Origin of the sequence: Pseudomonas moorei, from assembly GCF_042846945.1 — a bacterium.
Lineage (GTDB): Bacteria > Pseudomonadota > Gammaproteobacteria > Pseudomonadales > Pseudomonadaceae > Aquipseudomonas > Aquipseudomonas moorei.
Genome location: NZ_AP035776.1, coordinates 4,054,648 through 4,072,189, shown reverse-complemented (window position 1 = coordinate 4,072,189; position 17,542 = coordinate 4,054,648). Strand labels below are relative to the sequence as shown.

General features: G+C 57.3%; 15 protein-coding genes and 1 pseudogene. 11 read left to right on the top strand and 5 right to left on the bottom strand.

The window, feature by feature from the left end; translation table 11 throughout:
- The first annotated feature begins 61 nt into the window (after window positions 1–61).
- The 3 genes from ACGJAX_RS19250 to ACGJAX_RS19240 are packed head-to-tail and all read left to right on the top strand — an operon-like array spanning window position 62 to window position 3,056.
- The gene (locus ACGJAX_RS19250; RefSeq protein ID WP_390955739.1) at window positions 62–1,249 is read left to right on the top strand and encodes an ABC transporter substrate-binding protein; all 1,188 of its coding nucleotides are present in this window, start codon (window positions 62–64) and stop codon (window positions 1,247–1,249) included.
- A complete protein-coding gene (locus ACGJAX_RS19245; RefSeq protein WP_390955738.1) occupies window positions 1,246–2,307 on the top strand; it encodes an iron chelate uptake ABC transporter family permease subunit in 1,062 nt (353 codons plus the stop codon). Before ACGJAX_RS19250 ends, ACGJAX_RS19245 begins: the two co-directional genes overlap by 4 nt.
- Window positions 2,301–3,056, top strand: a complete 756-nt coding sequence (locus tag ACGJAX_RS19240) for an ATP-binding cassette domain-containing protein (protein ID WP_390955737.1) — start codon at window positions 2,301–2,303, stop codon at window positions 3,054–3,056. The genes ACGJAX_RS19245 and ACGJAX_RS19240 overlap by 7 nt, the downstream gene beginning before the upstream one ends.
- Window positions 3,057–3,101: 45 nt before the next feature.
- Here ACGJAX_RS19240 and ACGJAX_RS19235 read toward each other — a convergent pair whose 3' ends face one another.
- Both ACGJAX_RS19235 and ACGJAX_RS19230 read right to left on the bottom strand, forming a co-directional pair.
- A complete protein-coding gene (locus ACGJAX_RS19235) occupies window positions 3,102–4,472 on the bottom strand; it encodes a heavy metal sensor histidine kinase (RefSeq protein ID WP_390959935.1) in 1,371 nt (456 codons plus the stop codon).
- Window positions 4,469–5,140, bottom strand: a complete 672-nt coding sequence (locus tag ACGJAX_RS19230) for a heavy metal response regulator transcription factor (RefSeq protein ID WP_090322932.1) — start codon at window positions 5,138–5,140, stop codon at window positions 4,469–4,471. Before ACGJAX_RS19230 ends, ACGJAX_RS19235 begins: the two co-directional genes overlap by 4 nt.
- Window positions 5,141–5,286: 146 nt before the next feature.
- Between ACGJAX_RS19230 and ACGJAX_RS19225 the strand changes: the two genes are divergently transcribed.
- From ACGJAX_RS19225 to ACGJAX_RS19205, 5 genes and pseudogenes are all read left to right on the top strand, one after another.
- Window positions 5,287–5,790, top strand: coding sequence for a heme-binding protein (locus ACGJAX_RS19225; RefSeq protein WP_390959933.1), 504 nt, complete (start codon window positions 5,287–5,289; stop codon window positions 5,788–5,790).
- 10 nt (window positions 5,791–5,800) lie between these two features.
- On the top strand, window positions 5,801–6,211 hold the full coding sequence (gene uraH, locus ACGJAX_RS19220; RefSeq protein WP_390955736.1) for a hydroxyisourate hydrolase: 411 nt from the start codon (window positions 5,801–5,803) through the stop codon (window positions 6,209–6,211).
- A 508-nt stretch (window positions 6,212–6,719) separates the two neighbouring features.
- Window positions 6,720–7,445, top strand: a pseudogene (locus tag ACGJAX_RS19215) (PAS domain-containing protein); the annotation flags it as partial.
- 81 nt (window positions 7,446–7,526) lie between these two features.
- Window positions 7,527–8,036, top strand: a complete 510-nt coding sequence (locus ACGJAX_RS19210; RefSeq protein ID WP_245706742.1) for a methyl-accepting chemotaxis protein — start codon at window positions 7,527–7,529, stop codon at window positions 8,034–8,036.
- 72 nt (window positions 8,037–8,108) lie between these two features.
- Window positions 8,109–8,879 carry an EAL domain-containing protein gene (locus ACGJAX_RS19205; protein ID WP_212613248.1) on the top strand — a complete coding sequence of 257 codons (771 nt, stop codon included), beginning with the start codon at window positions 8,109–8,111 and terminating at the stop codon, window positions 8,877–8,879.
- Window positions 8,880–9,080: 201 nt separating this feature from the next.
- Here the strand turns inward: ACGJAX_RS19205 and ACGJAX_RS19200 are convergent, their stop codons facing one another.
- Window positions 9,081–10,940: an ATP-binding cassette domain-containing protein gene (locus ACGJAX_RS19200; RefSeq protein ID WP_390959931.1), complete on the bottom strand. Its 1,860-nt coding sequence runs from the start codon at window positions 10,938–10,940 to the stop codon at window positions 9,081–9,083.
- 384 nt (window positions 10,941–11,324) lie between these two features.
- Between ACGJAX_RS19200 and ACGJAX_RS19195 the strand changes: the two genes are divergently transcribed.
- From ACGJAX_RS19195 to ACGJAX_RS19185, 3 genes are all read left to right on the top strand, one after another.
- Window positions 11,325–12,905 (top strand): diguanylate cyclase, encoded by a 1,581-nt coding sequence (locus tag ACGJAX_RS19195; protein ID WP_390955735.1) that lies wholly within the window; start codon window positions 11,325–11,327, stop codon window positions 12,903–12,905.
- A gap of 12 nt (window positions 12,906–12,917) precedes the next feature.
- Entirely contained in the window at window positions 12,918–14,462 is a 1,545-nt protein-coding gene (locus ACGJAX_RS19190) for a methyltransferase regulatory domain-containing protein (RefSeq protein ID WP_390955734.1), read from the top strand.
- A 571-nt stretch (window positions 14,463–15,033) separates the two neighbouring features.
- Window positions 15,034–16,356, top strand: coding sequence for a DUF1329 domain-containing protein (locus ACGJAX_RS19185; protein WP_247256977.1), 1,323 nt, complete (start codon window positions 15,034–15,036; stop codon window positions 16,354–16,356).
- A gap of 63 nt (window positions 16,357–16,419) precedes the next feature.
- Here the strand turns inward: ACGJAX_RS19185 and ACGJAX_RS19180 are convergent, their stop codons facing one another.
- Together ACGJAX_RS19180 and ACGJAX_RS19175 are read right to left on the bottom strand one after the other, a co-directional pair.
- Window positions 16,420–17,235: a substrate-binding periplasmic protein gene (locus ACGJAX_RS19180; protein WP_390955733.1), complete on the bottom strand. Its 816-nt coding sequence runs from the start codon at window positions 17,233–17,235 to the stop codon at window positions 16,420–16,422.
- Window positions 17,223–17,516 carry a hypothetical protein gene (locus ACGJAX_RS19175; RefSeq protein WP_390955732.1) on the bottom strand — a complete coding sequence of 98 codons (294 nt, stop codon included), beginning with the start codon at window positions 17,514–17,516 and terminating at the stop codon, window positions 17,223–17,225. Before ACGJAX_RS19175 ends, ACGJAX_RS19180 begins: the two co-directional genes overlap by 13 nt.
- Between the last annotated feature and the right edge of the window lie 26 nt (window positions 17,517–17,542).

Below are 17,542 nucleotides of genomic sequence, written 5' to 3'. Positions count from 1 at the left end.
ACGTTCAGCCCGGCAGCGGTGTCAGCCGTTGACCGTCCTGACTTTTGCAAAGGCTTTGACCATGGTGATTTTTGATCGACGCAGCCACGCTTTCGCTGCGCTACTTTTGGCAGGACTGCTGAGCCTGGTAGTGCTTTCCCTTGCACCGCGCGGCGTGCTCGCCGCTCAAGCGGATCCGGCGCTCACTGAGGTAACCGATCTGCTGGGGCGCAAGGTCAAGGTGCATTTGCCGGTCAGACGCGTCATTCTCGGTGAAGGCCGCCAGTTGTATCTGGTCGCCGCACTGGACACACAAAACCCCATCGAGCGCATCGTCGGCTGGCGCAAGGATCTGATCCAGTCGGACCCGGACACCTACGGCGCCTACCTGCGCAAATTCCCCGACATCGCCAGGATCCCCACCTTCGGCGGCTTTGAAGACGGCACCTTCGATATCGAGCAGGCCATATCGCAGCGCCCGGACGTGATCATCCTCAATATTGAGGCGCAACATGCGACCGAAGATGCGCGCTACATCGAGAAGCTCGACGCCCTGGGCATCCAGGTGGTTTACGTCGACTTTCGCAACAACCCGATCCAGAACACCGAGCCGACCATGCGCCTGTTCGGCCGACTGTTCGGTAAAGAGCAACGCGCCGAAGCCTTCATCGATTTTCGCAACCAGCAAATTCGTCGCGTCACCGACGTCATCGAGAAACAACACCCGCCCCGCCCCAGCGTGTTCATTGAGCGCATTGGAGGCTATACCGATGATTGCTGCCTGAGCTTCGGCAACGAGAACTTTGGACTGTTCGTCGATATGGCCGGCGGCAACAACATCGCCCGCCACATCATTCCCACCACGTTCGGCCAGTTGAACCCCGAGCAAGTCGTCGCCTCCAACCCGGCGCATGTCGTCGTCACGACCGCTAACTGGGAAGCCTTTGCACCTGGCGGCCATTGGGTCGGTGTCGGCCCGGGCGCGGACATGGCGCAAGCCAGAAAAAAACTTGCCTGGTACACCCGGCGACCCGCCTACGCCGGTATCAAGGCTCAGGACGATCAAGCCTTTCACGCCATCTGGCATCAGTTCTACAACAGCCCCTACCAGTTCGTCGCCATCCAGCAATTGGCGAAATGGTTCCATCCGACACTGTTTGCCGACCTGGATCCGGACGCGTCATTTCGCCAATTGCACGAGCGCTTCCTGCCGGTGCCGTATGAATCGGGTTACTTTGTCAGCTTGCGCAAGCCGGAGGTCAAACCATGAGCTCATTGACCGACGCCGTGGTCGCCCAGCGCGAAACCTATCGTCGCCTGGTGCTACGTAAACGCCTGATTCTCCTCGGGCTGGTGATCTTGCTGTTGTGCAGCGTACTGCTCGATCTGGCGCTGGGGCCGGCGAGTTACAGCTTCAACGAAGTACTCGGCGCCCTGTTCTCGCCCGACAGTGCTTCAGCGCAAGTGCGCGTGGTGATGTGGGACATCCGCCTGCCGGTGGCCCTGATGGCCGTCGCCGTCGGCGCGGCGTTATCGCTGGCTGGCGCCCAGATGCAGACGATCCTCAACAACCCGTTGGCCAGTCCGTTTACGTTGGGCATTTCTGCCGCTGCCGGTTTTGGCGCAGCGTTGGGGCTGGCGTTCGGTGTCGCGCTGTTCCCGTTGGCAGCGCAGTACATGGTGCCGTTGAACGCGTTCATCATGGCCATGGTGTCGGCGCTGTTGATCCACTTTTTAAGCATGCGTCGCGGCGTTACCGCCGAAACCATCGTGCTGCTCGGCATTGCCCTGGTGTTCACGTTCAACGCGCTGTTGGCGCTGGTGCAGTTCTTCGCCACCGAGCAAGCCGTGGCCGCCGTCGTGTTCTGGACGATGGGCAGCCTGACCAAAGCCACCTGGCCGAAGCTCGGCGTGATCTGCCTGGTCATTCTCGTCACCCTGCCAATATTCGCCAAACGCGCCTGGGCCCTGACGGCCCTGCGACTGGGCGATGACAAGGCCGCCAGTTTCGGCATCAACGTGCGCCACCTGCGTTTTCAGACATTGATCATGGTCAGTCTGCTCGCCTCGTTTCCGGTGGCCTTTGTCGGCACCATCGGATTCATCGGGCTGGTCGGCCCGCACATCGCCCGCATGCTGATCGGTGAAGACCAACGGTTCTTTTTGCCTGCCTCATTGCTGACGGGCTCGTTGATTCTTTCGGCGAGCTCTGTGGTCAGCAAAACCCTGATCCCGGGCGCGATATTCCCCATCGGCGTCGTCACTTCACTGATCGGCGTGCCGTTCTTCATATCCTTGATTCTCGGCGGGAAGAAAAACTCATGGTAAAGCTTCAGCTGGAAAATCTCGGCGCACGCTACGGCCAGCGCGAGATCATTCGCGGCGTCACCACCGCCACGTTTTTCGGTGGACAGGTGGTCGCGGTGGTCGGGCCCAATGCCGCAGGCAAGTCGACGTTATTCAAACGCATGGCCGGACTGATCGACGGGCCCGGCCATGTCATCCTGCAAGACTCGAAAAAAGGCGCCCAGGGCATTAGCTACATGCCCCAGGGTTTGAATGCCAGCGCTCGACTGACGGTCTACGAATCGGTGCTATTGGCGCGTAAACAACTGACAGCGGGCTGGGTCGTACACGATGATGAATTGAAACGGGTCGACGAGATTCTCGCGGCGCTGGGCATCACCGGACTGTCGTTTCGCAACCTTGGCGAATTGAGCGGCGGTCAGCAACAATTGGTCTCGATCGCACAAACGCTGGTACGCGAGCCGGAAATCCTGCTGATGGACGAACCGACCAGCGCCCTCGATATGCATCGGCAGGTGCAGGTGCTTGACTTCATGCGCACACTGGCCCGCAAGCGCGAGGTCATTGTGTTCATTGCCATCCACGACCTGAACCAGGCACTGCGCTTTGCCGACCAGGTGCTTGTTATCGCCGATGGCACCACTCAAGGCAGTGGACCAGGCAACGAGGTCATTACCCAGCAGATGCTGCGTACCGTCTACAAGATCGAGGCGCGCATCGAACAATGTAGCCGCGGGCTGCACCATATCCTGATTGACGATATCGTTTAATTCGCCAACATCCGCTGTGGCAGGTGCAATACCTTCGGTTCGAGTTCAGACACGTTTAAGGGGAAACACCAAGTGAAAGCTTGTACCTGCTTCAGTGCTATCAACGCTTACAGAACCGCCATGCAGTTGCATGATTGAGCGCACAATGGCCAATCCCAGACCACCCGAGTCGTCAGGCTGATTACGTGAAGGGTCGCACCGGTAAAAGCGCTCAAACAATCGCGGCAGATGTTCTGCTGCAATCGGCTCGCCGTGGTTGTGCACCGTAATTGCGAGCGTGTCTTGCGCCACCCTGCTGCTGATCGTCACTGCAGATTCGGGAATGGCGTAGCGCAATGCGTTGGCCAGCAAGTTTGCCAATGCTCGACGGATCAAGCCTGGATCACCCATCAACTGATCCTGAGTCTGGTTAAGCAGTTGCACATCTCGCTCTTGCGCCACGCCTTCGAAATACTCACAGAGCTGCTCAATCAGATCGTGCAGGTTGATTTGCTTGAGGTTTACGCAAGCGTTGGCCTGCTCGGTGCGAGCGAGAAACAGCATGCTGTCGATCATTCGTGCCAGCCTTTCATACTCTTCCTGATTGGAAACCAGCAGGTTCTGATAGTCCTCGATGGAGCGACTGCGCCTCAGGGCTTGCTGGGTATGACCCATCAGGTTACCGAGCGGGGTGCGCATCTCATGGGCGAGGTCTTCCGAGAAACGTGAAAGCTGGGCGAATCCGTCCTCAAGGCGGGCAAGCATCTGGTTGAGGGCGCTACAGAGCAGCTTGAGCTCATTCAGTTCATTGAACTCATCCAGCCGCAGATGCAGATGCTGCACGTCAATTGCCGCAGCGCGCTTGGCCAGCAGACGCACGGGGCGCAAGCCTCGTTGACTGACCCACCAGCCAAATACGAAAGCCAGCAGCGCACCGACGGACATGGCCAGCCATAGCTTGAGCCGGTAAACCCCCATCATCTGCTCACGCTCTGCCAACAACTTGCCAGCGATCAGGGTCAAGCCGCGATCACCCTGCATGACGTCCTGCCAGGCAAGCCGCACCGGCTCGGAAGCGTGATCGTCAACGAGGCGAGCATGGGGTGCCGCCGGCAACTTTGGAATCGTCATCCCCACCGGGTTGATTTCGATCAGCACCTTGCCGGTGTCATCGACGATCCATAGCAAATTGTCGCGATTGCCCAACATGTTTTCGTAGAGCTTGGGCCGACCTCGCAGTTGCTCGATGCTGTCGCTATCGCTGATCAAGGCTTGCATTCGCTCCAGGCGCCCCAGCAGGGCCTGGTCATCGCGCCAGGCAATCTCTCGCTGCAGCGATTGATAGAGATAAAAACCAATGGAGCCCAGTAACAGCGTGCTGACCAGTGCGAACATCATCGCCAGGCGCAGGCTCAGGGTGCGCGGAAACGGATTCAGGATTGCACCTCGAGCATGTAACCGATACCACGCACTGTGTGTATCAACTTGAGTGGGTATGGATCGTCAACCTTGGCCCGCAGTCGACGGATAGCGACATCCACCACATTGGTGTCACTGTCGAAGTTCATCTGCCAGATCCGGGAGGCAATCAGCGAGCGCGATAGCACCTCCCCTTCGCGACTGAGCAGCAGATGCAGCAGGGCGAACTCCTTGTTGGTCAGGGTCAGACGCTCGCCGTTGCGCGTTACCCGGCGTCGCAACAAGTCCAGGCTCAGATCACCCGCCACAAAGTGCTCAACCTCGCGAGGCGGGCCACGGCGCAGCAAAGTGCGTACGCGTGCCAGTAACTCGGCATAGGAAAAGGGTTTCACCAGATAATCATCGGCCCCCAACTCCAGCCCCTTGACCCGATCATCAACCGAATCCCGTGCGGTGAGAAACAGCACCGGGGTCTGCCACTTACGCCGGATGATTTGCAGCAATTGCCAGCCATCCAACCCCGGCAGCATGACATCCAGAATGATCAGATCGAACTCACTCTCCTGTGCCAAATGCTGGCCATCCAGCCCGTCAAGGGCGATCTCTACCGCATAGCCCGACTCAGTCAGGGCTTTGCGCAGGTAATCCGCCATTTTCGTTTCGTCTTCAACCACCAGGATACGCATTTTTTCCTCCGGAACAGGCGCACAGGCTAGCCCGCTTCGCTGATTTCTCACATTACATATTGGTAATCAGGAGGCAATCATTCTGACGGGCTGCGCTGGTCATGATGTCTGGCAATGACTCAGACAGCCTCAACCAAGGAAACCGCATGCGTACAAGCCTATCGACTTCATTGCTGATCACACTCGCAATGAGCTCTGCGTTCGCCGTTGCAGCCCCGGATCAAGTGGCGCAGCGCAAGGACGTGTCACTAGCAATGGCGAACGATTTGCTCAATGCCGCGCTCACAGCCTGTCACGCCGATGGCCGCACAGCCGTTGCCGCCGTTGTTGACCGTGGCGGCAATCTGGTTGCCGTGCAACGCGATGACAATGTCGGCCCGCACAACACGTTAGCCGCGCAACGCAAAGCCTATACCGCCCTGTCGACCAAGACTTCGACGCGGTTGTTAGCGCAGCGTGCTCGCGCTAATCCGGATGCTGAAAACCTCAACACCCTCGATGAGTTGTTGCTGCTGGGTGGCGGCGTGCCATTGACATCCGAGGGTCAGGTCATCGGCGCCATCGGAGTGGCCGGTGCAGGCGGCGCTGCAAACGATGAAGGTTGTGCAGAGGTCGCTATCAACAAAGTTTTACCTGCCGTTAAAAACTAAGGACATCACCATGACTCTATTGAAAAGTTTCTTCGCTGGCGCTGTATTGAGTGCCCTTTCAGCCCTTGCATCAGCGGCGGCAAATCCACTGAGCGTGCACGTACTCAACTTGCAGGATGGCCTGCCCTCCCCTGGCGTCAATGTCACGCTGGAAAAACAGGATGGGAAAAACTGGGACATGCTCAACAGCGCGGCGACCAATGAGCAAGGTCGTATCACCGGGCTGTATCCGGAAGGTCGGGATCTGGAGAAAGGTACCTACCGTGTCACCTTCAAAACCGGTGAGTGGTTCAAGGCGCACAAAACGTCCAGCTTCTTTCCGGAGGTACCCGTCATATTTGAGGTGGACGGCACTGTCCCGCACTACCACATCCCGTTGCTTCTCAGCCCCTACGGCTTCTCCACCTACCGGGGCAATTGATAGTCGAGCGATACCCAATGGATACCAGCCGCCCCTACTCGAAAGGGCGGCACTGTCGTTTGACTTTTCACCATCAAAACCTTCAGCGATGACCACGTTCCCCCCCTCAGGCGTGGTTCTCGTTACAGGGAATGATGCCGGCGACTGCACCTTTCTGGTCCTTGACCATGAATTGGGCCGCTCATCTCCCCCAGTCGATTTAACGGCGCAAAGAATAGCGCCCTTCCCAACGCTGTTCCCGGGCGTATGGGACACAAACCTATACAAGACACTGTCGTGCGCACAAGGCTAATCAGAGGTCAATGACGCTTTTCTTTGACGATGAATACCCGCTCTGCGCTCTGTAACTCACTGGCCTGTGTAGAGGATCCGATCAACGCATTCACCACGAACAACCTGCATCCCTTGTGTTCAACCACGAATTTTCTTGTACATTTACTTTTGAATTGTATAAGTTTTGCGTTAGCTTGATGAAAGTGCCAAGCAGTCCATCTCAACTGAGGTACCTATGTTCAACTCGCAAATCAAAAAAAGCCTGGCCATCAGCCAGCAGCGATTGGCCGACTGCGAAGCCACCCTCGCCGCACTAGGTAGCTCCATGGCTATGATTGAGTTCCAGCCTGATGGCACGACCCTCGGCGCCAATAACAATTTCCTGAGACTGATGGGCTATCGCCTTGAGGAAATTCATGCCCGACATCACCGCTTGTTCTGTACGCCGACATACGCCAACAGCGTCGCTTATCAAGGTTTTTGGTCACGCCTGAGTAAGGGGGAGTTCATGAACGACCGCTTCCTGCGCCTGGACAAACAGGGGCGTGAAATTTGGCTGGAAGCCAGTTATATCCCTGTTCATGACGCGTCTGGGCGGGTGATCAAGGTGGTCAAGATTGCTACTGATGTCACGGCCCGGGTGCTGAAAGAACAAGAGCAGGAGAGCCAGATCAAAGCGATTAACCGTTCCATGGCAACCATTGAGTTCAACCGACAGGGAGAAGTCATCAGCGCCAACGAAAACTTCCTTGCAGTGATGGGTTACCGCCTCGATGAGATTATTGGCAAGCACCATCGCCTGTTCTGTGAGCGTAGCGAAAGTGAATCCAGCGAGTATCGCCAGTTCTGGGAGCGCCTGAATCACGGCGAATTTTTCTCCGGTAACTTCAAGCGCCTCAACAACCAGAGAAACACCGTCTGGTTACGTGCGACTTACAATCCGGTGTACGACGCCAACGGCAACCTTTACAAAGTCGTTAAGTTTGCGAGCGATATCACTGCTCAGGTTCTCCAGCAGGAAACCGAGTCACGAGCAGCACGCATGGCCTATGAGACTTCACTGAAAACCGACGATACAGCGCACGAAGGTGCCCGAGTGGTGCAGGAGACAGTGGATGTCATGCAAAGCCTGGCTGGCGAATTGAATCGAGCAGCCGAAGGTATCAATGCTGTCAGTCAGCAGTCGGAAGTCATCAGCAGCATCGTGCAGACCATCCGTGGCATCGCCGAACAAACGAATCTTCTGGCGCTAAACGCAGCCATCGAAGCGGCGCGTGCCGGAGAGCAGGGTCGTGGTTTTGCGGTGGTCGCTGACGAAGTGCGCAATCTGGCTTCGCGCACAAGCCAGGCCACCATCAAGATTGTCGAGGTGGTGCAGCACAATCGTGAATTGGCCAAGGGGGCCGTGACCAGGATGGAGGCGAGTAAAGACAAGGCGGAACAAGGCGTCAAATTAGCCGGCGAAGCGGGTCAAGTGATTCTGGATATTCAGGATAGTGCTCGACAAGTCGTGCACGCGATCAGCCATTTCTCGTCGGCATTGGCACGATAATTCAGCCTTGCAGCCCTGTGCAAAGTCGCGGCTTGATCGACACATTAATAGTCATTGAAAAACGGGTTTTGAATGAACGAAAAAACACGACCAGTCCCTCCTTGCAGTGCCTGCAGGGATGGTAAAGAACTGGATTTTGAGTTCAGCATGGCTTTCCAGCCAATCGTCGATCTGCGCGACAACAGTATCTTTGCCTACGAGGCTTTGGTACGTGGTTGCGATGGCAGTGGTGCCGCAGCCATTCTTGGTCAGGTGAACGAACAGAACCGTTACGCCTTTGACCAAGCCTGTCGGGTCAAGGCTGTTGAGCTTGCTTCACGCTTGCAAATCCCCTGCTTTGTCAGCATCAACTTCTTGCCCAATGCGGTATATCAAGCAGCCACGTGCATTCGCGCGACGCTTGAAGCTGCCCGCAGGTTTGGATTTCCCACAGAAAGGCTGATTTTTGAGATCACCGAAAACGAAGAACTGGTGGACAAGCAACATCTGAAAAGCATCATTCGGGAATATCGTCTTAAAGGCTTCAAGACAGCGATAGATGATTTCGGTGCCGGGTACTCGGGGCTCAATTTGCTGGCAGAGTTTCAACCCGACATCATCAAACTGGATATGGCCTTGGTGCGTAGCATCTGCACGGATCCGGTGCGACAGGCAATCGTCCAAGGCATTCTCGGTGTATGCAAGGCTCTCAATATTGAAGTGATTGCAGAGGGCGTAGAGACCAATGCTGAATTACAGCAGTTACTGGCCCTGGGCATTCACTACTATCAAGGCTATCTGTTTGCAAAGCCCGAATATGAAACGCTGCCACACGTGAAATGGCCGATACCGAATATCGATTAACCCGCCCGACAAAAACGCGCTACGCGCATGAGACATGGAATTCTCAGGATCCGCCCCTGCCTTGCCTCTTGCAGCGTATGCCGCCAGTACGGCAGCAGCGTGGAAGGATCGACTTTTTCAACACGATCGGCCAAAAGCTGACGGTAGGATCCTGGCTGTGTGTGTGTGCGTGTTCCCGCCCCACTGCGTCCCCCTTCACGCTCACGCTTGATCCATAGTCTCGACCACTCCCTTATCCTCGCCCAGGAATCCTCCGCTCTGATGCTGCCACAGCCGCGCATAGACGCCGTTCTTGCCAAGCAATTCGGTGTGGGTGCCCTGCTCGATGATGCGTCCCTCATCCATGACGATGAGCCGGTCCATGGCCGCAATCGTGGACAGTCGATGGGCAATCGCGATCACGGTCTTGCCCTGCATCATTTCATCGAGGCTTTCCTGAATGGCCACTTCGACTTCCGAGTCCAGTGCGCTGGTGGCCTCGTCAAGCAGCAGGATCGGGGCGTTCTTGAGCATCACCCGGGCAATCGCGACCCGTTGGCGCTGGCCGCCCGACAGCTTGATGCCCCGCTCACCGACAAGGGTGTCGTAGCCAGTGTGACCTTGCCGGTCGCTCAGTTGGCTTATGAACTCATCGGCCTGGGCATTGGCCGCGGCCCTGCGGATTTGCGCGTCGGTCGCATCGGGACGTCCGTAGGCAATGTTGTCGCGAATGGAACGGTGCAGCAGGGAAGTATCCTGCGTGACCATGCCGATGGCGCCGCGCAGGCTGTCCTGCGTCACTGTTGCGATGTTTTGGCCGTCGATGCGAATCTCCCCGCTGTCGACGTCGTAAAAGCGCAGCAGCAAGTTGATCAGTGTGGATTTGCCGGCGCCAGAGCGGCCGACCAGGCCGATTTTTTCGCCCGGGCGGATATGAAGACTCAGGCCATCGAGCACCTGGCGTTCGCCATTGTAATTGAAGCTCACCTTATCGAAGGTGACCGCGCCGCCGGAGGTCACCAGCACGCTTGCGTCCGGTGCATCTTGCACCTTTGGGCCACGGGTAAGGGTTGCCATGCCATCCTGCACGGTGCCGATGCTCTCGAACAGCGAGGTCATTTGCCACATGATCCAGTTCGACATGCCATTGATACGCAACGCCATGGCGGTGATCGCCGCCACGGCACCTGCGCCGATCTCACCCTGGTGCCATAGCCACAGCGCATAACCACCCGCTGCCATGATCAACGCCACCACCAATGCCTGGTTGACGATTTCGAACTGACTGACCAGGCGCATCTGGCGAAAGCCGGTTTGCTTGAAGTCCTCCATCGCCGCACGCGCAAAGTGCGCTTCTCGATTGGAGTGGGAAAACAGCTTCACCGTCGTGATGTTGGTATAGGCGTCCGAGATGCGCCCGGTCATCATCGACCGCGCATTGGCCTGTTCCTGCCCGACTTTCCCCAGACGGGGCACGAAGTACCACATGGCCAGCGCGAACAACACGACCCAGGCAACGAAAGGCAGCATCAGTTTCAGGGCGAAGCCACCGGCCAGTGCAATGATCGCAATGAAATACACCCCGATCCCGGGTGCGATCTCGATCAGGGTGAATAGCACGTCGCGCACGGCCAGCGCAGTCTGCATCACCTTGGTAGTGACCCGGCCGGAAAACTCATCGGAAAAAAACGAAAGGCTTTGCCGCAGCATCAGGCGATGGAAGTCCCAGCGCAGCCGCAACGGCAAGTTAATCGCCAATATCTGGTGCTGCACCATCGTGCGCAACGCCACCAGCCCGACACTGGCCACCATGACGATGCCCATCCCCCACAACACACGACGTTCCTGCGCAGCCGCTTCTGCGCCGGCCTGCCAGGTCGAAAGCAGGTCCACGACCTGCCCAAGGAAGGAAAACAGCCAGGCTTCGTAAATGGACACGCCGGCACTGAGCAACGCAAGCGCAAGGACGTAACCGCGTGCACCCCGCGTACAGGCCCACAGGAAGCGAGCCAGACCGTCGGGTGGCGGTGGTACCTCGTCAGGAGGAAAGGGATCGAGCCTTCGTTCAAACACACGAAGCATCATGTTCTCCAAATCGTTCAAGTTGCGCAGATTCTGACATCGAACGATTGCTTTGAGGGTTTTGCGAAGCCGGGGCCCGCTCCCGCAGGTTCTTGGATCGTTCACACAATCAAGAAATGCCTTCGGACTTGTGGGAGCTGGCTTGCCAGCGATGACGGCCTGACAGACACCTTTGATGTGCCTGTCAATCCGCTATCGCGGGCCCCTCCCACAGGTTTTTCGATGAGGGTGCTGGCTTGAACAACAAATCCGGTAAAAGCCGCCCATTGGTTCAAATAATTCGAACGAGCTCGCAGCGCCCGGTTCTCTGAAAACCTGTAAAGATATCGGCAGGCGCGCCGATAATCCGAAAGAACTTCAGGTAGCTGCACGCGGTTGTTGGCGATGAGCAAGGAACACGAAATGATGTCTTATCGTCCGAACGTCCTCAAAGCATCAGATGTGACTCTTTGCGCTCTGGTGTGCCTGGCCGGGGTGGCCATCACCCTACTGGTACTGATTCTTTTCGTTGGGTCAGAGCAGCGCACCGTTAGCGTTGCGTTTCAACTGGAGGTCGACGAACGATTCAGTCGCCTTCAACGACGCTTTAATACTCAGGTCTTGAAACTGGACGTAGTGAGGCGTTTCTTTATCAACGCCGACGATGTCACTGAAAAGGAATTTCTCGGATTCGTCACGCCTCTGGTTGAAGAGGACGAAGCCTATAGCTGGGTACCGAGGGTTCTCGAGAAGGATCTACAAACGTTTCACACCAAGGCGCTCCTCAATGGCACCCGCGATTTTTCCTATCATGAAATCAATCCGGTCACCGGCGAAAAAGTCCCCCTCGTCAGCCGGCCGGAACACTGGATCTTGCTCTACCTGATGAAGCGCGATGACGTGAAGATCATACCGGGCATGGATGTCATGGCTCGCCCGGGTCGCCAGGCCTTGATGAGCAAGGCACGAGAAACCCATCAAATAGTCGTGTCGGAACCGTTGAAAATGACCAATGGGCAATGGGGGGTTTTCTTTGTCGCCCCCGTGTTCCAGGAGTCCTCTGACGCTTCACTGAACGATGATGGTTTGCAGGGCTTCGTCATTTCCACCGTACGCCTGGCTTCTTTGATGGAGCAAGGCATTCCATCACCCAGTCTGCAACGACTGAACGTGACGCTGTCATTGATCGACCAACAGCATCAGGGAGGAAATATTTATCAGAGCATGGCGCCAGCGGCCCCTTCAACGCTTTATGAGCAGCGGCTGCTGAAAGTAGCTGACCAGAGCTACCGCGTGCAGTTTCGGCCAAGCTCAACCTTTCTGGCGGCCAACAGCCATGCCTTGTACATCGGCCTGATTGTCGTATTCGGTGCAGGGTTGACGCTGTTGATGACTTTATTGGTTTACTTGCTGATCACGCAGCGCGCACGCGCCCTCTCTCTGGTTGAAGAACGCACCCAGGACTTGCACTTGTTAAACATTACCGATCACCTGACCGGGGTCTATAACCGACGGCACTTCGAAGCGTTGATGGCGCGTCTGCTCATCGAGGCTAATGTGCAGCACCAGCCCCTATCGCTGATCATGTTCGATATCGATCACTTCAAATACATCAACGACCGCTGGGGTCATCAGTGTGGGGATAACGTGCTGAAGTCGCTGTGCACACGAATACGTTCGGCAACACGCAAAACCGATCTGCTGTGCAGAACGGGCGGAGAAGAGTTTGCATTGATCTGCCCGGATAGCGAACTGAACGATGCAAGGCTGCTGGCAGAAAAGCTTCGAGTTTTAATCAGTACCCAGCCATTTGATGAGACAGGACAGGTGACTTGCAGCTTCGGCGTTGCGACCCGGAATCCATCGGAATCATTTGACGACTTCATTCGGCGCGCGGACAGCGCCATGTACAGCGCCAAATCAAGTGGTCGTGATCAAGTCCAACTGGCCAATCCGTATAAAACCAACTTTTCACTCTCTATATAAAAGGAAACGAGCATGAGCGACGCCTGGAACGAAGGGTATTTTACGGACGAGGGCTACACCTACAGCTACAGCCGGGAAATCAATCCAGTCTTCCAGCGCTATTGCTTGTTGTTGCGCGGTTTCGCCAGTCTTGAGACCACCAATGGCTATCACTGCGAATTGGGCTTTGGTCAGGGTGTTTCGATCAATATCCATGCCGCCGCCAATCCTGGGTCTTACATAGGCACGGATTTCCACCCGGGCCAGGCGGCCCATGCCAATGCACTGGCGACGGCCTGGAACAGCGATGCGCGGCTGTATGACGACAGCTTCGAGCAACTGCTCGCCCGCGATGACTTGCCACAATTCGACAGCATCAGCCTGCATGGCATCTGGACCTGGGTCAGCCGCGACAACCAGAAGCTGATCGTCGAATTCGCCCGTCGTCACCTCAAACCAGGGGGGCTGCTGTACATCAGCTACAACTGCCTCCCTGGCTGGTCGCCTTCGGCACCATTGCGTCATCTGTTCAGCATGCACGACCGCTTCGCCAAACACACTTGCGTACGCCCGGACCAGCGTATAGATGCCGCCCTGCAATTCTCCGAAGCGCTGCTGGCGGCCAACCCCAACTACGCCAGCGCGGCCCCGGGCCTGGACGCCAAACTACAGGGCATCAAAGGCCAGGATCGCCAGTACATCGCCCATGAATACTTCAACCGCGATTGGAACTGCATGTACTTCACCGATGTGGTCGATGCGATGGCCCCGGCCAAACTCGACTACGCCACCACGGCCGTGCCGCTGGACTCGGTGGACCCGCTCAACTTGAGCGCAGAAGGCATGGACTTCCTGGAAGGAATCGAGCATCCGATCATGCGCGAACAAGCGCGTGACTACTTCGTCAATCAGCATTTCCGTCGAGACCTGTACCTGCGCGGCGCCAACCGACTGTCCGCCGCTGAACAGCGCCAGGGTATGTACAACACGCGTTTTGTCCTGCTGCAGGCGGCAGAAAGCGTATCCGATACCGTCAAGGGGCCTGCTGGCGAAGCTTCGCTTCAGGCAGAGGTATATGGGCCAGTGCTCGAAGCACTGGCGGCCAACGCCTATGCACCGAAAACGTTGCGCCAGCTGTCAGGGGCCGTGCCCTCGATGCCTTATGACGATCTGGTGCAGGCCATCACCGTATTGATAGGCATGGGCGCTGCAGCACCGTGCCAGAGCGAAGCGGCCGAGAAGCTGGTGCAGGCGCGCTGCAACACGCTTAACTTGCAGCTGTGCAAACGCGCCCTGCTCAGCAACAGAATCCAGGTCCTGGCCAGTCCGGTGACGGGTGGCGGCGTGCCGGTCAGCCGCTTTCAGCTGCTGTTCCTGATCTCGATCAAGCAAGGCAACAAACATCCGGCTGAATGGGCGCAGCTGGCGTGGGGCATCCTCGCCGAACAAAACGAAGTGCTCGTCAAGGGCGATCAGCCGTTGACTACGGCCCAAGCCAATATCGCCGAGCTGACTGAACAGGCCCAAGCCTTTGCCGGGCAATCGCTGGTGATTCTCAAGGCGTTGAACATCGTTTAACCGGAAGATGTGGCGCGGGGCAGCTACCGGACTGGAGCCTGCCCCCGCTCGCCCATGATCATCTCTCTCATCAGACAAGTTTTATAGAAACCTCCCTGCCTTAACACAAAGCCAATCACCACCCTACCCACTCAGCGTCACAGCCGAACCCGACCAACGCTTGAGAAGCATCCACCAGCAACAACCGCATAAACCGACAGCTCTCGTCCGGCCACGTCGAAAAATACGGCAGCCCTGACCGAAGCCCCACCCCGGCCGCCCTGCCCGCGGAATTGGTCGGTCTGTCATCAATAGCCAAGGGGCTGTCGTCAAATGAAAAGCGTCCCCTTTCCGGGGGTTCTTTAATGTCAGCCATAAAAGGAGTTGGCGATTGAGCCCGTCGGGTGCCCACAAGGCAAAAACGACCAGACGGGAGAATTGAAAGCCGGCGCAACGCAATGGTTCAGCGCGTCCGTTTGAGTGCACTGCCTGCCCGATGGCTGAGTGCCCAACGTACTGCCTTGAACCGATGGATGCGACCGCTGCGCCTGAGTCACGAGTTGCCTGGTACGCCAGGCCGGAGAATAACAATATGAAATTCGTGAAAAAGCTTCTGGCTGCCTCTTTGTTCATGGCGCTGACCATTGATGCAAAGGCCTATGTCTCAAGTCAGCAAGCCGCCGAACTGGGCACCCGCCTCACCCCGGTGGGTGCTGAGAAAGCCGGTAATGCCGATGGTTCGATTCCGCCCTATAGCGGTGGCCTGACCCATGCCCCTTCCGGCTTCAAGACCGGTGACAGCATGCGTCCGGACCCCTACGCCGACGAGAAACCGCTGCTGGTGATCAATGGCAAAAACGTCGACCAGTACAAGGGCATGCTGACTGCCACCACCGTCGCGCTGGCCCGGCGCTACCCCGACTACCGTATCGACGTCTACCCGACCCACCGCACCGCAGCACTGCCCCAGGCGGTACTGGACAATAGCCGCAAGAACGCCACCGGCGCCCGTTCCCTCAACGGCGGGATCGCTTTTGAGAATGTATTGCCCGGTGTACCGTTCCCGATCCCGCAGTCGGGCGCCGAAGCGATGTGGAATTTCCTGCTGCGCTTCCAGGGCGTCAACATCCACTCCAAATACGACTCCTGGAGCGTCGACTCGGCGGGAGTAGCAAGCCTGGCGGTCAGCGGCGAGGCATTTGTCTCCTTCCCGATTTACGAGAACATGTCCAAGCCCATCAACAACTCCGACATCTACTACCAGATGAAACTGTCCTATACCGGACCTGCGCGGCGTGCCGGCGAGTCGATCATGCTCAAGAACGCCACCAACCCGCTGCAGCGCCCTGGCCGCGCCTGGCAGTACATGCCGGCCCAACGCCGGGTCAAACAGATTTCGATCCTGGCTTATGACACGCCGAATCCCGGTACCGCCCGTGCACTGGAACTGTACGACTGGACACTGGTGGGCAAGCAAGAAATGATCGTGCCCTATAACACCTACAAACTGACCTATGCCCATGACGCCAAGTCGTTGACCACCCCCAACTTCATTGCCCCGGCTTTCGTGCGCTGGGAAAAGCACCGCGTCTACGTCGTCGAGGGCAACCTCAAGCCCGGTGCAAAGCACATCTACCAGAAGCGGCGCTTTTACCTGGATGAAGACACCTGGGCCGCCGTGGCCTCCGATCAGTACGACACCAGTGGCCAGCTTTACCGTGGCTCCTTCGCCTTCCTCAGCCAGAGCTACGACGAGCAAGTCCCGGATGCCACCCCGTTCATGACCTACGATCTGTCGCTCGGCACCTACAACATCAATGGCGTTGTAGGTCCTCATGGCGGCATTCGCTACATCGAGCCGCTATCGACGGCGCAGTGGGTACCCGAGTCCATGGCGGGTGCCGGTATTCGCTAGGGCCGGGTGATCCGCCGCGAAATCGCCGATGACCGAAAAATCCCGGCGATTGCGCTTGAGTCTTCAGGGACGGACGACAGGCTGCGATGGAAACCAGTGCATATGGATTTGCTTGAGCACGCCATTGGCCTCGATGCGCCGGTAGCCTTCGTCATACATCTTCAGCGCCCGCCATCCGTCCGGGTGGTTCAGGCTAAAGCCTATGGTTGCAGCGGACAGCCCACAATTGAAGGCGAACCGGACGACATCTTCGGTACCTGCCTGTCTGGCCTTCTGTTCCTTGGCTTCCAGGTCATTGGTCACGATCAGGGCAGCCGACAAGCGCCGGGCGGCGAGTTTGCGAAGGTTCTGCACATCGGAGTCAGCATTCTCGAACACCACGCCGGCGGATTGCAGCGCGGTGGCCTGTGGCGAATATTCGTAGCCTCTGACGGTGCCCACTACCGTGCCGGGCGGCAAGGTGCAGGGGCTTTTGGGCGACTTCGGCAAGGGGGCGTTGATCGCTTCGAACATGTCATTGTTGACCGTGTAGATGGGTTGCGAGGCCATTTTGATCCTGCCCTCGAATTCGGGCAGCCAACTCATGTTGAAACAGGCCACGCTCGTGCCATTGAGCACCATGTATTTGCAACGGGCATAGGGCACGACTTTGAGCTGCACATCGACCGCCATCTCCTTGAAGGCGGCGACCACCACGTCGTTGGCGTAACCTGTGCCGTCACGCTTCGACCAGGGGGCGGCCGCATCCTCGACCATGATCGTCATCGTCTCGTGCACCTGCGGTGCAGCGACCACACTCGTAGCCAGCAGGTAGAGTGTGCACATCAGAAACATCGGTTCGAACTGCCACATTTTGTGGTTAGTTTTTAGTTGATGCATGTTCCCTCATTGAACCGTCGCCTCCAGTAGCAATAGGTCGACCTATCAAGCAGATACCCAAGAGGAACCAGCCCGTCAGGCTGTGCAGATACCGGGTCGAGATTTTGGCCGGCGCCATGATCGCACAACTGGGCAATGCGCGTGATCTGTCGATTGAAATCTTCGAGTGCGTCGCCTGCCAATGCGTGTCCTCGCTGAATGTTCGCTGATTGATCTAAATCAGACGATTGACCGGCAAAAAAAACCAATGTGTTGTCTCCAGCTTCCGGTTTTGGAGCCATGTCATGTTGGCGCCTTCATTTTTCTG

Coding starts and splice junctions, on each gene's coding strand:
- ACGJAX_RS19250 (WP_390955739.1), top strand. CDS start 62: ATGGTGATTTTTGATCGACGCAGCCACGCTTTCGCTGCGCTACTTTTG.
- ACGJAX_RS19245 (WP_390955738.1), top strand. CDS start 1,246: ATGAGCTCATTGACCGACGCCGTGGTCGCCCAGCGCGAAACCTATCGT.
- ACGJAX_RS19240 (WP_390955737.1), top strand. CDS start 2,301: ATGGTAAAGCTTCAGCTGGAAAATCTCGGCGCACGCTACGGCCAGCGC.
- ACGJAX_RS19230 (WP_090322932.1), bottom strand. CDS start 5,140: ATGCGTATCCTGGTGGTTGAAGACGAAACGAAAATGGCGGATTACCTG.
- ACGJAX_RS19225 (WP_390959933.1), top strand. CDS start 5,287: ATGCGTACAAGCCTATCGACTTCATTGCTGATCACACTCGCAATGAGC.
- uraH (WP_390955736.1), top strand. CDS start 5,801: ATGACTCTATTGAAAAGTTTCTTCGCTGGCGCTGTATTGAGTGCCCTT.
- ACGJAX_RS19210 (WP_245706742.1), top strand. CDS start 7,527: ATGGCCTATGAGACTTCACTGAAAACCGACGATACAGCGCACGAAGGT.
- ACGJAX_RS19205 (WP_212613248.1), top strand. CDS start 8,109: ATGAACGAAAAAACACGACCAGTCCCTCCTTGCAGTGCCTGCAGGGAT.
- ACGJAX_RS19200 (WP_390959931.1), bottom strand. CDS start 10,940: ATGCTTCGTGTGTTTGAACGAAGGCTCGATCCCTTTCCTCCTGACGAG.
- ACGJAX_RS19195 (WP_390955735.1), top strand. CDS start 11,325: ATGAGCAAGGAACACGAAATGATGTCTTATCGTCCGAACGTCCTCAAA.
- ACGJAX_RS19190 (WP_390955734.1), top strand. CDS start 12,918: ATGAGCGACGCCTGGAACGAAGGGTATTTTACGGACGAGGGCTACACC.
- ACGJAX_RS19185 (WP_247256977.1), top strand. CDS start 15,034: ATGAAATTCGTGAAAAAGCTTCTGGCTGCCTCTTTGTTCATGGCGCTG.
- ACGJAX_RS19180 (WP_390955733.1), bottom strand. CDS start 17,235: ATGCATCAACTAAAAACTAACCACAAAATGTGGCAGTTCGAACCGATG.
- ACGJAX_RS19175 (WP_390955732.1), bottom strand. CDS start 17,516: ATGGCTCCAAAACCGGAAGCTGGAGACAACACATTGGTTTTTTTTGCC.